Below are 15,196 nucleotides of genomic sequence, written 5' to 3'. Positions count from 1 at the left end.
GGAGCCGACCGTGTTGCAGCCAGCCCGCATCGACGACCACGACCATCCGGAGGCGATCACCACGCTGTGGTCCCTGCGTGAGGACGTCCGCGTCGAAACGGCCGAGGACGGCGACGCGGTCGAGCTCCACGGCCGCTGGTCGGACCTGCGGGTACGCCATCCCGAACCGGGCCTCGTGGAGACCCTGCGCCGGATGAGCCTCGGGCCGGTCAGCCTGGACAACGTCACCCCGGGCGACGCCGACGGCACCCGGGGGTCCTGGCAGCGCGCGCTGCTGCGGCTCCAGGACCTGGTCGTGCGGTCGATCGCGTTCGCGGACAGCGGGCAGGTCCTGCTGTCCGCCGTCCCGCTCGCGCACGCCGCCCGCTTCGCCCCCGAACCCCCGCCGGAGAACATCCCGTTGAAGCTGTCCCGGTTCGCGGTGCTGCGCCGCGACGGCGACCTGTTCCAGCTGGAGTCGCCGCTGTCGCTGCACCGGGTGCTGCTGCACCGGCCCGAGGCCCAGTGGGTGGTCGCGGCCCTCGGCCGGCCCGTCTCCGCGGCCAAGGCGGGCGACGGCATCCCGCTGGCCGGGGCGGTGGTGCGGGAGATCCTCGGCTACCTCATCGGCACCGGCATGGTGCTGGTGGCACAGAACTCCGACGGGGACTTCGACGAGGACCAGGACCCCGCGCTGCGCACGTGGTCCGCCCACGACATGCTCTTCCACACCCGTTCCGTCATGGGCCGCGACGACGGCGACTACGGCGCGACCTTCGCGCACGCCGCGCACGTCAAACCGCAGCCCGCCGTCAAGTCCCCGCCGCGCGGCCCGGTCGTCCGGCTGCCACGCCCCGAACTGGACGAACTCCTGGGCCGGGACCCGTCGTTCACCAGTGTCCTGGAGGGACGGCGTTCGGTGCGCGAGTACGGCGCGTCCGGTCTGAGCCTGCGCACCCTCGGCGAGTTCCTCTACCGGACGGCCCGGGTCCGCTCGACCGGCACGGCCGGCGAGGGCGAGACCGCCTACCCGGCCAGCGACCGTCCGTACCCGAGCGGCGGCGCCGCCTACGACCTGGAGCTCTACCTCACCGTCCGGGACTGTCCCGAACTGCCCGCCGGCATCCACTACTACGACCCCCGGGACCACTGCCTGGTGCTGGTCAACGAGGATCCGGCGGCGGCGGGCGAACTGTCCGCGGGTGCCATGGCGGCCGCCGCGCTGTCCGGGCCGCCGCCCGTGCTGATCACCCTGACCTCGCGTTTCCAGCGGCTGTCGTGGAAGTACAGCGGGCTGGCGTACGCGCTGGTGCTCAAGCACGTGGGGGCGCTGATCCAGACGTTCTATCTGGTGGGGTCGGCGATGGGACTGGCCGGCTGCGCGGTGTGCAGCGAGGACATCACGGTGGGCGCCGGGGCGCTGGGGCTGGACTGGCGCAGCGAGTCCCCGGTGGGCTCCTTCGTCATCGGTTCGCCGCCCGCCGAGCGGGAGCGCTGCCGTGCGCACCACCTCGGCGACCGGCTGCCGGCCAACGGCGCCGACTGGCCGGAGCGTTCGGCCGTGCGGTGAGCCGCTGCTGAACCCCCGGAGAAGGACCGTACGTCGAGCGCACCACCGCGGCTCCGGGCCGTCTACTATGACGGCACGAATGTGAGCATCAACGGGGGAGTGTGTGGATGCCGCGCGGATTCTTGCGTCCCGACAGACAGCAGCGTGACACTCTCCCTCCACAACTGGCCTTCGCCATCGTCCTGATGGTGCTGTGCGGGTTCGTCCTCATCGCCGTGCTCAACGTGATCGGCAGTGATCCGGGACCCTTGTTGCTGGTGGGCTGCATCGTCTCCAGCGTCGCGCTGTTCGCCATCCAGACCGTGCACAGCTATCCGGGCACCGAGCGGTTCCGGGAGCGCTACGGCGTCTGGACGCTGCTCGCCCAGGTCGTGCTGACGTACGTCCCCATGCTGTTCTTCGGGGTGACCTGGGGCGGCATGGGCGGATTCCTTGCAGGATCGTGCCTGCTGATCATCGCGGCACCGGCCTGCTGGGTGGCGTTCGGCGCGGTCGTGGCGGTGACCGGGCTGGCCGCGGTCCTGGAGGGCATCGGCTGGGTGGACTCCTCCTACCTCGTCGTGTCCACCGTGCTCACCGGTCTCATCGTCTACGGCCTCACCCGGTTGTCCAACCTGGTGGCCGAAGTGCACCGGGCGCGCGAGGAGCTGGCGGAGATGGCGGTGGCGCGGGAGCGGCTGCGGTTCGCCCGGGACCTGCACGACCTGCTGGGCTTCGGGCTGTCCGCCATCACGCTCAAGAGCGAGCTGACGTTCCGCCTGGTGGCGACCCGGCCCGAGCGGGCCCGCGAGGAACTCGTCGCCATCCTGCAGATATCCCGGCAGGCCCTCGCCGACGTGCGCTCGGTGGCCCGCGGCTACCGCGAGATGTCCCTGGACGCCGAGGCCGCCTCCGCGGAGGACGTGCTCGGCGCGGCCGAGATCGAGGCCCGGATCGACCTGGACTGCGGCCCGGTGGCCGCGCTGGCGGGGACGGTGCTGGCCACGGTGATCCGCGAGGGCGTCACCAACGTCCTGCGGCACAGCAAGGCCCAGCACTGTGTCATCGAGGCCCGTGCGGCGACCGGCCCCGACGGCGCCCTGGTCCGCCTGGTCCTGTCCAACGACGGCGCCGAGGAGACCCGCCGCACCGGCTCCCAGGACGGCGGCAGCGGCCTGGGCAACCTCCGCACGCGTGTGGAGGAGATCGGCGGCCGGCTCACCGCGGGCGTCGACGCCGAGGGCTGGTTCCGCCTGGTGGCGGAGGTCCCCCGCACCCCGGCCGCGCAGGTGAACCAGTCCGCGTCCTGAACGGCGCGGGGCCGACGCGCGTCGCGTAGGGCGGGGAACGGCCGCCGGTGGTCAGCTGTCGGCCACCAGCTGTCGGCGGTCCGGGGTTCGCCGTCGAGGTCGGCCGTCGGCGGTCTGCCGGCGGTCGTCGCCCGTCCGGCCCGGCCGCCTCACGTCAGCCACCCGTTGTCCTGGGCGATCCTGATCGCGTCCACCCGGTTGCGGGCGTTGAGCTTGGTGACCGCGCTGGTCAGGTAGTTGCGCACGGTACCGATGGAGAGGAAGAGGCGGGTCGCGATCTCCATCGCCTCCGCTCCGTCGGCGGCCAGTCTCATCACCTCGACCTCCCGCCGGGTCAGCGGGTTCTCCTCCACCTCCCAAGCGGCCAGCGCCAGTTGGGGGTCGATCACCCGGCCCCCCGCCGCCACCTTGCGTACCGCGTCGGCCAGTTGGTCCGGCGGGGCGTCCTTCAGCAGAAATCCGGACACTTTCGCCGCCATGGCCCGCCGGAACGTACCCGGCCGGCCGAGGCTCGTCAGGATCAGCACCCGGCAGGTCGGCACCGCCGTGCGCAACTGGTCGGCCGCGCTGAGCCCGTCGAGCCCGGGCAGGTCGATGTCCACGATCGCGACGTCCGGCCGCAGCTCCAGCGCGGTGGGCACCAGCCGGTCCCCGGAATCGAACTGGGCGACCACCTTCAGATCGGGTTCCATCTCCAGCAGCGCCACCAGGGCACCGCGCACCATGTGCATGTCCTCGGCGATCACGATGCGGATCAAGCCAGACCTCCCCCGTCGGACGGCCAAGAGGCCGCGCACGCATCCGCACGCATGGTATTCGAACGGTCACCGCATCCGGGCCGACTCGCCCGCCCTCCCGGCCCGAACGCGCCGTGAATCCTTCACACCCCGACCCCTGACACGGTCACCGCCGACCGGGGACCCCTGCACTGTCGGCCGGTGTCCCCCGCGTGGGACCGTCGATGTACTTCGCAAAGTACGGGGGCACCGAAGCCTCGTACGTCCCTTCCTAGCCACCTGGGGACCAGATGGATATCACCCTGCTGGGGCCGCTCAACGCGGACAAGGACGGCGCCCCGGTCCTGCCGTCCGCAGCCAAGATGCGCCAGATCCTGGCCCTGCTGGCCCTGCACGCCAACCGAGTGGTTCCCGTGTCGACGCTCATGGAGGAGCTCTGGGGCTACGATCCTCCGCGCACCGGGTCCACCACTCTCCAGACCTACATCCTGCGGCTGCGCCGCCTGATCGACGCCTCCGTCCGCGGCCACTGCAACGCCAAGGACATCCTGGTCTACCGCCACGGCGGTTACTGCCTCAGCATGCCCACGGGCTGCGTGGACGTCCTGGAGTACGACCGCCTCGCCAAGGAGGGCCAGCGTCTCTTCGACACCGGCGAGGACGAGGCCGCCGCGAAGGTGTACGGCGAGGCGCTCGACCTGTGGCGCGGCCCGGCGCTGGCCGACATCCGCTGCGGCGCCGTACTGGAGATCGAGCGGGTACGCCTGGAGGAGAGCCGGCTCGGGGTGCTGGAACGCCGTATCGACGCCGAACTGTCCCTCGGCCGGCACGCCGAACTCCTCACGGAGCTGATCGTTCTGACGGCCCGTCAGCCCCTGCACGAGGGTCTGCACGCCCAGCACATGATCGCGCTCTACCGCTCCGGCCGCCCCTCCGAGGCGCTGGCGGCCTTCACCAAGCTGCGCCACCGTCTGGTGGAGGACCTGGGCCTGGACCCCTCCCCCCGGCTCCAGCGGCTCCAGCGGGCCATCCTCGGCGGGGACCTGCTGCTCGAACACCCGCAGCGCGGACCGGGCCGCCGGGTGCTCGACATGTTCGCCGCGTGAACCCGCAGCCGTGAGAGGTCCGGCCCCACCCGGACTTCGACGGCCGTGGGCCTCACACCACCTCGGCCGTGGGCCTCACACCACCTCGAAGTTCGCCATCATCGCCATGTCCTCGTGCTCCAGGTTGTGGCAGTGGACCATGTACCGCCCCCGGTGCCCGCGGAACCGCACCAGCACGTCCACCACCTCGTACGGCCGCACGTCCACCGTGTCCTTCCAGCCCGCGTCACTGGGCAGCGGCGTCCGCCCGCCCCGGGCGACCACCAGGAAGTGCGCCAGGTGCAGATGGACGGGATGGTGGAAGTCACTGCTGAACCGCCACCGTTCGACCGTGCCGAGGCGGGGCCTGGCCAGCACCCGGGCGCTGTCGAAGGCCCGCCCGTTGATCGTCCACAGCTCCCCGCCGCTCCCGGACGTCAGCCGGAAGTCGAACCGCCGCTCGGCCACCGGCCGCCCGGCCGCCGCCGGCTCCACGCCGGCGAGCCGCTCGGGAACCCGGCTGGTCTCCCGCTCCCGCCGGACGATCCGGAACCGCATCACCGACCGCGTGCCTCCCGTCCCCAGGGTGTTGACCAGAGTGACGGTCGAGCCGACCGGATACGCGGCGAAGTCGACGACCACGTCGAACCGTTCCCCCGGCGCCACCGGCAGCACGTCGTGCCGGACCGGACGCTCCAACAGCCCGGCGTCGCTTCCCACCTGGACGAATCCGGCGCCCTCCCGCGGACCCGGCTCCAGCTCCAGCCGGTAGCGACGCGCGTTGGACGCGTTCACGATGCGGAACCGGTGACGGGTGGCGGAGACCTCCAACTCGGGCCAGGGCGCCCCGTTCACGAGCAGCACGTCCCCTGTCACGCCCTCCATGTAGGCGTCCTCGACGCCCGGTTCACCGGTGAGTGAGGGGTCCAGCGAGGGGTAGAGCAGCGCGCCGTCCTCCTCGAAGGCGCGGTCGCAGATCATCAGCGGGATGTCCCTCTCGCCCCGGGGGAGCGGCAGCGCGTCCTCCACGTCGTCGTGCACCAGGAACATCCCGGCCAGCCCGCGCCACACCTGCGGCGCGCTGAAGTCCATCCGGTGGTCGTGGTACCAGAGCGTCGCGGCGGGCTGGCGGAGCGGATACGTGTACGTCTTGGCGCCCGGCGAGAACGTCCAGTCGCCCGGCCGCGTCCGCATGTGCCCGGCGTGCGCGCCGTGACCGGAGTGCCCGTGCCCGGCGGGCGAGCCGGGGCCCGCGTACCCCGGCGGGACGACGAGATCCAGCGGTGAGCCGTCGGACTCCGGGGCCTGGACGCCGCCGTGCAGATGGGTGGAGGTCGGCACGGGCAGCTCATTGCGCACCCGTACCGTCGTGGTGCGCCCCGACCGGCCCACCAGGGTGGTTCCCGGGAAGCGGCCGTCGTAGCCCCACACCTCGGTCCGCAGACCGGGCAGGATCTCCACGCGGGCGGCCCGCTGGACGAGTTCGTAGTGGTCGCCGCCGTCCCGGCGCCGGGTGGCGGTCGCCGTCACGGGTACCGGCAGCGGTACCCGGAACGGGGCGGGCAGCCGCGCCCGGCTGGTGAGCTGCTCGCCGGAGACCTCCCGGGTCATGGTCCCGCACCCGGCGGCCCCGAGGCCCGCCGCGGTGAGCCCGGTGGCGGTGGCCGCCTTCAGCAGGGCCCGTCGGCTCGGCCGCATGGTCATCGACTCCCGTTCTCCGTCCGGTGCCCGGCCCGGTGCGCGAACACCCAGTACGTCTGCGCGGTCAGCCCGGCGACGAGCGCGACGCCCAGCGGGATGTGCAGGGCCAGCTGGCGGGCGTAGCCGAACCCGCTCTGCGCCTCGACCAGTCCGGCGGTCACCAGCGTCAGTCCGACCGGCCACACCGGACCGCCGCCCGGGCGCCACAGCGTGACGGCGGCGGCGACGGTCAGCCAGCTCATGACGGAGACGAGGGTGGCGTTGAGGGCGTGCAGGTCCAGCAGGTCGGTGTCGCCGGTGATGAACATCCCGGCCAGCACGGGCTGGGCGAGCGTCAGCAGCAGCAGCACGCAGGTGCACGCCCGCAGGACGGTGAGCGGCCAGCGGCGCGTCACCCGCCTCGGCGCCGCGGTGTCGATCCCCGCGTCCGGTGACGGAAGCATCTGCATCACTCCGGATCGCCGACGGCATCCGCAGCCGCCGCGCCGCCCCGAGTGTGACGACACCCGCTGGACCCCGGCTCGACCACGGACACCGAGGGGCACCGCCACGTCAGCGACGAGCGGCGCGGGGCGATGCTCCGGATCGCGCGGGACGGGACGGCGACGGTCCTCACGGAGGGGCTGGCCGGCTGGGGCCGCCGCTTCGCCGGTCCCGCCGCGACCGGGACGGCTTCCTGCCGCTGATGCCGACGGCGAGGGCACGACGCTCCGGCCGGCACCGGCCGGGTGAGTGTTCCGTCCGGTGGGGCCGGCCAGCGTTCCGTCCGCCGGGGCCGGTGGGGCGCGTGGGCGCTCCGTGGGCCGGGGTCGGTGGGGCCGGGTGAGCGTTCCGTCGGCCCGGCTGGTCGCCCGGGTGAGCGTTCCGTCACCCGGGCCCGGTCAGCCGAGTGAGCGTTCCGTCACCCGGGCCAGATGCCGGGTGAAGACCTCGCGGGTGTCCGGGGTGAGCGTGCGCAGGGCCACCAGGGCCGTGATCACCACGTCGCACAGCTCGCCCTGGACGTCCTCCCAGGTGTGCGAGAAGCCCTTGCGCGGGTTCTGGCCGGTCGCCCCGATCACCGCCTCGGCGACCTCGCCGACCTCCTCCGACAGCTTCAGCATCTGTAGCAGCCGGCTCTGCTCGCCCCCGACCGGCCGGTTGTCCTCCAACCAGGCGTACAGCTCGTCGATGCGGTTCCACAGGTCCAGGGGCGGTCCGGGAAGGTCCTCGGCCGGCTCGGGGGAGGCGGCCGGGGAGGCGGCCTGAGAAGTGGCCCGGGAGGTGGCCTGATCAGTCATGCGGGCAGCTTGCCACGCCACCCCGCCCGCCGGACACCACGCCCTACTCGTCGAACGTCTCCTCGAACAGGGCTTCCTGCTCGTCCTTCTCCGACGTCCGCAGACGCCGGTTGCGGGCGCCCACGACCAGCGCCGTCACCAGCCCGGTCGCCGCGAACGCCGCCGGGACCATCCAGTTCCGGTTGACCGCGTGGCCGAGCGCGTGGTCCAGGGACAGCCGCCCGGGCCCGGTGACGGCCAGACCGGCGGCCGTCAGGCCCAGGCTCGCCGCGTACTCGTAGCCGCCGCCCTGGTTGAAGAAGCCGTTGGGCGTGTGCACCGCGGCCGCCCCGGCCATCGCCCCGGCCGCCGCCGCCCCGGCCGCCGGGGTCGCCAGGCCCAGCGCCAGCAGCGTGCCGCCGCCGGCCTCGGCCAGCCCCGCCGCCGCGGCGCTCTCCCTGCCGGGCGCGTACCCGACGGACTCGAAGAACTGGCCGGTGCCCTCCAGCCCGTGTCCGCCGAACCACCCGAACAGCTTCTGCGCGCCGTGCGCGGCCAGTACCCCGCCGGTGCCCAGCCGGAGCAGCAGCAGGCCCAGATCACGTCGGTCGTAGCAGGTCACGAGGGTCTCCTGGAAAGAAGAGGGACGAAGGAACGACACGGACAGCGGCGTGCACAGTGACAGGAACAGCAGGAACAACCCCCTCCGCGTCTCCACCGTCGCACTCCTGACACCGTGCGGCACCTCCCGGTCCCGCCCGGGGCGCCGTTCGGGTGGCGGGGTCCGGGGAGCGGTGTGAGTCTGACCGGCATGACGATTCAGACAGCCAAGCTGAGCGACCCGGCCGTCCGGGCCTTCGTCAACGCCGTCAACGCCCATGACCGGGAGGCCTTCCTGGCACTCCTCGCCCCCGGGGCGACCATGGCGGACGACGGCACCGACCGCGACCTCGCCGAGTGGATCGACCGGGAGATCTTCTTCACCCACGGTCGCATCGAGGTCGACAACGAGTCCCGGGGCGGCCGTGCCCTCCTCGCTCGCCACCGCAACGACACCTGGGGCGAGATGCGCACCCGCTGGAGCTTCACGATCGGCGAGGACGGCAGGATCTCCCGCTTCGAGACCGGCCAGGCGTGAACCCCACCGCGTAGGCGTGCCCGGCGACCGCACCGGGCCTTGCCCTCGTGCGCACTCCAACCCCTAGCGTTCCCCGGCATGGAGACCACAAGGACGACCACCGGGACGACAGCGCGCACGAGCACCGGGACGACCACACGGACACTGGGCCGCAGCGGCATCGAGGTCAGCGCGCTCGGCTTCGGCTGCTGGGCGATCGGCGGAGAGTGGCAGGACGCCCACGGACAGCCGCTGGGCTGGGGAAAGGTCGACGACGAGGAGTCCGTACGGGCGATCCGGCGCGCCCTCGACCTCGGCGTCACCTTCTTCGACACGGCGGACACCTACGGCGCCGGCCACAGCGAACGCGTCCTCGGCCGGGCCCTCGGCAAGCGCCGGGACGACGTGGTCGTCGCCACCAAGTGGGGCAACGTCTTCGACGAGCGGACCCGCACGCTCACCGGCGCCGACGACACCCCCGCCTACGCCCGACGTGCCCTGACGGCGTCACTCACCCGCCTCGGCACCGACCACGTCGACCTCCATCAACTGCACCTGTCCGACGCCGATCCCGCCCGCGCGGCCGAACTGCGCGACATCTGCGAGGAGTTCGTGCGGGAGGGCCTGATCCGCGCGTACGCCTGGAGCACCGACGACCCGGCCCGCGCCGCCGTGTTCGCGGCCGGGGAGCACTGCACGGCCGTACAGCACGCGGTCAACGTGCTGCGGGACGCCCCCGAGATGATCGCCCTGTGCGAGGAGTCGGGGCTGGCGAGCGTCAACCGCAGTCCGCTGGCCATGGGGCTGCTGACCGGGAAGCGCCGGACCGGGGAGGCGCTGGAGTCCGGGGACATCCGCAGCCGGCCGCCGGCCTGGCTCCCGGGCTTCGACGAGGGCTCCGGCGCGGCTCCCGACTGGCTCGCCCGCGTCGACGCGCTGAAGGACGTGCTCACCAGCGACGGCCGGACGCTCGCCCAGGGTGCCCTCGGCTGGCTGTGGGCGCGCAGTCCGCGCACGGTTCCGATCCCCGGCTTCCGCTCGGTCGCCCAGGCCGAACAGAACGCGGGCGCGCTGGAGAAGGGGCCGCTCACCGCCGGGCAGCTGGCCGAGATCGACCAGATCCTCGGCCGGTGAGGTTCGGCCGGGACTGACGTACGCGGCAGCCGTTCCACCCGCCGATGCCCGCCTCGCGGTCCCGCGCGAAGTCGGCCCCCACCCGGCGCGGTGGAACGGCTGCCGCCTCCCCCCTCGGGAGCGGTCGACGGAAGCTGTGACCTCCAAGTGTGAAGCTCTTGTGGAGGCGAGAAAGAGCATAAGCCCACCACCGGGACTTTTGCTATGGAGTTCACCATTCCGTTTGGGGAGGTTGCCTCTTCAACTCCTGACGGCCCCGAGGCTCAGCCGCGTCCCACGTACGGCATCGTCGTGGCCAGCACCGTCGCGAACTGCACATTCGCCTCCAGCGGCAACTCCGCCATGTGCCGGACCGTGCGCGCCACATCGGCCACGTCCATCACGGGCTCGGGCGTGACCGACCCGTTGGCCTGGAGGACGCCGCCGCGCATCCGCTCGGTCATGTCGGTGGCCGCGTTGCCGATGTCGATCTGCCCGACCGCGATGCCGTACGGACGCCCGTCCAGGGACAGCGACTTGGTCAGTCCGGTCAGCGCGTGCTTGGTCGCGGTGTAGGCGACCGAGTGCGGCCGGGGTGTGTGGGCGGAGACCGAGCCGTTGTTGATGATCCGGCCGCCCCGCGGGTCCTGCTCCTTCATCTGCCGGAACGCCGCCTGCGCGCACAGGAACGCCCCGTTGAGGTTGGTGTCCACCACGTGCCGCCAGGCGTCGTAGCTGAGCTCCTCGACCGGCACCCCGCCCGGGCCGAACGTCCCCGCGTTGTTGAACAGCAGGTCCACGCGCCCGAAGCGGTCCACGGTGGCGGCGAACAGCGCGGCCACGTCCTCGGGCCGTGACACGTCCGTGCGTACGGCGACCGATGCCGAGGCGCCTTCGGGCGCCAGCCCCGCCGTCTCCTCCAGTGTCCCGGTCCGGCGGCCCGCCAACGCCACCGACCAGCCCGCGCGCATGAGTTCCAGGGCGACCGCGCGGCCGATGCCGGAACCGGCGCCGGTCACCACCGCGATCCTCGAATTCTCCGCAGTTTCCATGGCATTCATGGGCCCGCAGCGTACGGGAGGGACCGGGCGGGGTCCGCCGCACGGAACTCATCCGTCCGCCATCCGGCTGTTGTGTACACGCCCATCAGGAGTCGTCCCGGGCCACTCCAATTGCCTCCTGCATCCACCAGTCAGGGGAGGACCGGATGACACTCGACACCCGCCCGTCACAGCGTGCCCCGTGGGGGCACGACCCCGAACTCCGCGCCGCCGCCCGGCACCTGAACCGCCGCCGCTTCCTGACCGGCGCCGCCGCCGCCGCCGCCGCGCTCGCGTTCTCGGTGAACCTGCCGGCCGCCGGCACGGCGAGCGCCGCCGAGCTGGACGCCGCGCGGATCACCGAGAACCCCTTCACCCTCGGGGTGGCCTCCGGCGACCCGCAGCCCGGCTCCGTGCTCCTGTGGACCCGGCTGGCCCCGGCCCCGTACCAGCCCGACGGCGGCCTGCCGGCCCAACGGGTGCGGGTGCACTGGGAGCTGGCGCACGACGAGGGATTCCGCCGGATCGCCCGACGCGGGACGGCCGTCGCGCACCCCGAGTTCCACCACACGGTCCACGTCGAGGTGAACCACCTCGACCCCGGCCGGGTCCTCCACTACCGCTTCCGCGTGGGCGGCTGGATCAGCGAGACCGGCCGCACCCGCACCGCTCCGGCCGCCGGCAGCCGCACCCCGGCCCTCACCCTGGCCGCCGTCTCCTGCCAGGCGTACCACGACGGCTACTACACCCCGTACGCGCATCTCGCCCAGGACGACGTCGACCTCGTCTTCCATCTCGGCGACTACCTGTACGAGTACGCGGTCAACGCGGCCGGCGGCCAACGGAACTACACCGACCGCACGCTCCCGGCCGTCTTCGACCGGGAGACGGTCACGCTGGAGGACTACCGCCTGCGCTACGCCCTGTTCAAGTCCGACCCCGACCTGCGCGCCGCCCACGCCGCGCACCCCTTCGTCGTCACCTGGGACGACCACGAGACCGAGAACAACTACGCCGACGGCATCCCCGAGAACAGCGTCCCGCCGGAGGAGTTCCTGCTGCGCCGCGCCGCCGCCTACCGCGCCTACTGGGAGAACCAGCCGCTGCGCCGCCCCCAGCGGCCCGAGGGCCCCGACATGCGGCTGTACCGCCGTCTGCACTGGGGCCGGCGCCCAGTTCGACGTCCTGGACACCCGCCAGTACCGCTCGGACCAGGCGTACGGCGACGCCGCGCACGTGCCCGGCCCCGAGTCCGACGATCCGGCGCGCACGATGACCGGCGCGACGCAGGAGCGCTGGCTTTTGGACGGGTGGCGTTCCTCGCGGGCGCTGTGGAACGTCGTGCCGCAGCAGGTCCTGTTCGCCCGGCGGAACATGGACCTGACCACGCCGTCCCGGGTGTCGATGGACGCCTGGGACGGCTACCGGGCCTCCCGCGACCGGGTCCTGGCCGGAGCGAAGGCGGCCGGTGTCGAGAACCTGATGGTGCTCAGCGGGGACGTGCACTCCGCGTACGCCTTCGACATCAAGGACGACGTCGACGACCCGGACTCGCGGACGCTGGGCACGGAGATCGTGACGACCTCGATCTCCAGCGGCCGGGACGGCGCCGACCGGCCCGCGAACTGGAACACCTACATGTCCGCCAACCCGCACCTGAGGTTCTACAACGGCCGGCGCGGCTATGTGACGGTCACGCTGGGCCGGGAACAGGCACGGGCCGACTTCCGGACCGTGCCGTACGTGACGACGCCCGGGGCGCCCGTCACGACGGCCGCGTCCTTCGTGACCCAGGTGGGGCGGCCGGGGCTCACGCCGGCGTGAGCGTGGCCGAGGGGTCCTGGTCCGGGGCCTCTCCCGGGTAGCGGACGCCGACGCGGTCCCGGATCGCGTCGAGCGTCCGCATCACGGCGAGGGTGCCGTCGAGCGGGACGAGCGGGGACTCGGTCTCGCCGGCCCGCAGGGCCCGCATCACCTCGCGGGCCTCGTGCTTGAGGCCGGCCCGGGTGCCGTCCTCCGGTCCGGCCGTGAACTCCTCCGGGTCGCGGCCGTCGCGGTGCAGCACGAAGCGGTCGGTGTGGAAGAAGCCGTACGGGATGTCGATGCGGCCCTGGGAGCCGGTGACGGAGGCGGTGGTGGCGGTGCCGCCGGTGATGGAGCAGTGCACCGAAGCCAGAGCGCCGCTCTCCCAGGAGAGCAGTGCTCCGGTCTGTAGGTCGACGCCCTCCTCGGAGAGCACCGCTCGCGCCGCGATGTCCGACGGCTCCCCGAGCAGCAGCTGCGCGAACGACACCGGGTACACGCCCAGATCCAGCAGCGCGCCCCCGCCCTGAGCCGGGTCACGCAGCCGGTGCGAGGGCGGGAACGGCCCCGCCAGCCCGAAGTCGGCGTGCACCGTGCGCACCTCGCCGATCGCGCCGTCCCGCACCAGGCCGGCCAGCCGCAGGATCAGCGGGTTGCAGTACATCCACATGGCCTCCATCAGGAAGCTCCCGCGCTCCCTGGCCAGCGCGACCAGTTCCTCGGCCTCCCGCGCGTTCAGCGTGAACGCCTTCTCGCACAGCACGTTCCGCCCGGCCGTCAGACACAGGCCGGCCGCCGCGCGGTGCGCCGCGTGCGGGGTGGCCACGTACACGACGTCGACGTCCTCGTCGTGCGCGAGCGACTCCCAGTCGCCGTACGCCCGCGGTATCCCGAACCGGTCCGCGAACGCCTTGGCCGACTCCTCGGTCCGCGAGGCCACCGCGACCACCTCGGCGTCCGGCAGGTCCACCAGGTCCGCGGTGAACGCCGCGGCGATCCCACCCGTCGCCAGGATCCCCCAGCGCACGCTCTTCTCCGTCATCCCGGCCCCACCCTCGCTCACCTGACCCTCGGCACTGCGTACGAGCTGAGAGCATAGGCGGCGGATCACTCGAAGAGGGAGGGGCACATGCCCGAGCGCGGGGCACCGACACCGCAGGAGTCGCCACAGGCCGCATCGCACCAGGCCGCCGAACCGCCGACCGGGCCGAACGGGGAAGCCCCCGCCGATCCGCTCGCCGGCCCGCGCCGCACGGGTTTCCTGGTCACCCTCGTCCTCGGCGGCCTCACCGCGACGCCCCCGCTGGCGATGGACATGTACCTGCCCGCCCTCCCGGCGGTCACCAGGTCCCTCTCCGCGCCCGCCGCGACCGTCCAGCTCACCCTCACCGCCTGCCTGGTCGGCATGGCGCTCGGCCAGATCGTGGTCGGCCCGATGAGCGACCGGTGGGGCCGCCGGCGCCCCCTGCTCATCGGCCTCATGATCTACGTCGCCGCCACCGCCGTGTGCGCCCTCGCGCCCAGCGTCGAACTCCTCGTCGCGTTCCGGCTGGTGCAGGGCCTCGCGGGCGCGGCGGGGATAGTCATCGCGCGGGCCGTCGTACGCGACCTGTACGAGGGCGTGGCCATGGCCCGGTTCTTCTCCCAGCTCATGCTGGTCTCCGGGGTCGCCCCGATCGTCGCGCCGCTCATCGGCGGGCAGGTCCTGCGGGTGACGGACTGGCGGGGCGTGTTCGTCGTCCTGACGGGGATCGGGATCGCGCTCACCGTCCTGGTGTGGACCCGGCTGCCAGAGACCCTGGCACCGGCCGACCGGCACGGCGGCGGCGTCGGCGAGGCCCTGCGCGCCATGCGGAGCCTGCTCGCCGACCGCGTCTTCACCGGATACGTCCTCACCGGAAGCTTCGCCTTCGTCGTGGTCTTCGCCTACATCTCGGCGTCCCCGTTCGTCATCCAGGAGATCTACGGCGCCTCCCCGCAGACGTTCAGCCTCCTGTTCGGCGCCAACTCGGTCGGGCTGGTGATCATGGGCCAGATCAACGGCAAGCTGCTGGTCGGCCGGGTCAGCCTGGACAAGGTGCTCGCCGCCGGCCTCGTCGCCCTCGGGCTCGCCGCGACCGCGCTGCTGCTGATGTCGACGGGCGTCTTCGGCGAGGTGGGGCTGGTGCCGGTCTCGGCCGCGCTGTTCGTGGTGATGTCCGCGATCGCCGTGACGATGCCCAACGCCCAGGCGCTCGCCCTGATGCGCGTCGACCACTCCGCGGGCGCCGCCTCCGCGCTGCTGGGCACCTCGTCCTTCCTCGTCGGCGCCGTCGCCGCGCCGCTGGTCGGGATCGCCGGCGAGGACACCGCCGTACCGATGGCGCTCGTCCAACTGGGCGCCGTACTGGTGGCGGCCGCCTGCTTCGTGGGACTGTGCCGTCCCTGGAACGCGCGTGCGACCGTGGAGGGCGGGGGTCCCGCCCGTCCGCGTGACGCCGGGAGCCCGGGGGAGGAGAACTGA

At 72.9% G+C, this 15,196-nt stretch carries 13 protein-coding genes and 1 pseudogene; 7 read left to right on the top strand and 7 right to left on the bottom strand.

The window, feature by feature from the left end; translation table 11 throughout:
- The first annotated feature begins 10 nt into the window (after nucleotides 1-10).
- The gene (locus tag QQS16_RS14295) at nucleotides 11-1,549 is read left to right on the top strand and encodes a SagB/ThcOx family dehydrogenase (RefSeq protein WP_286062036.1); all 1,539 of its coding nucleotides are present in this window, start codon (nucleotides 11-13) and stop codon (nucleotides 1,547-1,549) included.
- 107 nt (nucleotides 1,550-1,656) lie between these two features.
- On the top strand, nucleotides 1,657-2,838 hold the full coding sequence (locus tag QQS16_RS14290) for a sensor histidine kinase (protein WP_286062035.1): 1,182 nt from the start codon (nucleotides 1,657-1,659) through the stop codon (nucleotides 2,836-2,838).
- A gap of 149 nt (nucleotides 2,839-2,987) precedes the next feature.
- On the opposite strand, the gene QQS16_RS14285 is transcribed toward QQS16_RS14290, so the two are convergent.
- Nucleotides 2,988-3,596 (bottom strand): response regulator transcription factor, encoded by a 609-nt coding sequence (locus tag QQS16_RS14285; RefSeq protein WP_286062034.1) that lies wholly within the window; start codon nucleotides 3,594-3,596, stop codon nucleotides 2,988-2,990.
- Nucleotides 3,597-3,865: 269 nt separating this feature from the next.
- Between QQS16_RS14285 and QQS16_RS14280 the strand changes: the two genes are divergently transcribed.
- Nucleotides 3,866-4,681, top strand: a complete 816-nt coding sequence (locus QQS16_RS14280) for an AfsR/SARP family transcriptional regulator (RefSeq protein WP_286062033.1) — start codon at nucleotides 3,866-3,868, stop codon at nucleotides 4,679-4,681.
- A gap of 75 nt (nucleotides 4,682-4,756) precedes the next feature.
- Here QQS16_RS14280 and QQS16_RS14275 read toward each other — a convergent pair whose 3' ends face one another.
- The 4 genes from QQS16_RS14275 to QQS16_RS14260 form a co-directional block, all read right to left on the bottom strand.
- Entirely contained in the window at nucleotides 4,757-6,364 is a 1,608-nt protein-coding gene (locus tag QQS16_RS14275) for a multicopper oxidase family protein (RefSeq protein WP_286062032.1), read from the bottom strand.
- On the bottom strand, nucleotides 6,361-6,804 hold the full coding sequence (locus QQS16_RS14270) for a hypothetical protein (RefSeq protein WP_286062031.1): 444 nt from the start codon (nucleotides 6,802-6,804) through the stop codon (nucleotides 6,361-6,363). Before QQS16_RS14270 ends, QQS16_RS14275 begins: the two co-directional genes overlap by 4 nt.
- Nucleotides 6,805-7,242: 438 nt before the next feature.
- A complete protein-coding gene (locus QQS16_RS14265; protein ID WP_286062030.1) occupies nucleotides 7,243-7,641 on the bottom strand; it encodes a MazG-like family protein in 399 nt (132 codons plus the stop codon).
- 43 nt (nucleotides 7,642-7,684) lie between these two features.
- Complete coding sequence (locus QQS16_RS14260; protein WP_286066321.1) at nucleotides 7,685-8,242, bottom strand: DoxX family protein; 558 nt, start codon at nucleotides 8,240-8,242, stop codon at nucleotides 7,685-7,687.
- A 189-nt stretch (nucleotides 8,243-8,431) separates the two neighbouring features.
- On the opposite strand from QQS16_RS14260, the gene QQS16_RS14255 reads away from it, so the two are divergent.
- A complete protein-coding gene (locus QQS16_RS14255; RefSeq protein WP_286062029.1) occupies nucleotides 8,432-8,758 on the top strand; it encodes a nuclear transport factor 2 family protein in 327 nt (108 codons plus the stop codon).
- A gap of 78 nt (nucleotides 8,759-8,836) precedes the next feature.
- A complete protein-coding gene (locus QQS16_RS14250) occupies nucleotides 8,837-9,871 on the top strand; it encodes an aldo/keto reductase (RefSeq protein ID WP_286062028.1) in 1,035 nt (344 codons plus the stop codon).
- A 263-nt stretch (nucleotides 9,872-10,134) separates the two neighbouring features.
- Here QQS16_RS14250 and QQS16_RS14245 read toward each other — a convergent pair whose 3' ends face one another.
- The gene (locus QQS16_RS14245) at nucleotides 10,135-10,902 is read right to left on the bottom strand and encodes an SDR family oxidoreductase (protein ID WP_286066320.1); all 768 of its coding nucleotides are present in this window, start codon (nucleotides 10,900-10,902) and stop codon (nucleotides 10,135-10,137) included.
- Between the two features lie 155 nt (nucleotides 10,903-11,057).
- Here QQS16_RS14245 and QQS16_RS14240 point away from each other — a divergent pair.
- Nucleotides 11,058-12,714: pseudogene (locus QQS16_RS14240) on the top strand (alkaline phosphatase D family protein).
- On the opposite strand, the gene QQS16_RS14235 reads toward QQS16_RS14240, so the two are convergent.
- Nucleotides 12,701-13,735: a Gfo/Idh/MocA family protein gene (locus tag QQS16_RS14235; RefSeq protein ID WP_286062027.1), complete on the bottom strand. Its 1,035-nt coding sequence runs from the start codon at nucleotides 13,733-13,735 to the stop codon at nucleotides 12,701-12,703. The pseudogene QQS16_RS14240 and the gene QQS16_RS14235 overlap by 14 nt on opposite strands.
- A gap of 87 nt (nucleotides 13,736-13,822) precedes the next feature.
- Between QQS16_RS14235 and QQS16_RS14230 the strand changes: the two genes are divergently transcribed.
- A complete protein-coding gene (locus QQS16_RS14230; protein ID WP_286062026.1) occupies nucleotides 13,823-15,196 on the top strand; it encodes a multidrug effflux MFS transporter in 1,374 nt (457 codons plus the stop codon).

The sequence above is a fragment of the Streptomyces sp. ALI-76-A genome (assembly GCF_030287445.1).
Taxonomy (GTDB): Bacteria; Actinomycetota; Actinomycetes; order Streptomycetales; family Streptomycetaceae; genus Streptomyces.
Note: the sequence above shows the minus strand (reverse complement) of the source record. Positions and strands in the feature narration are given on the sequence as shown.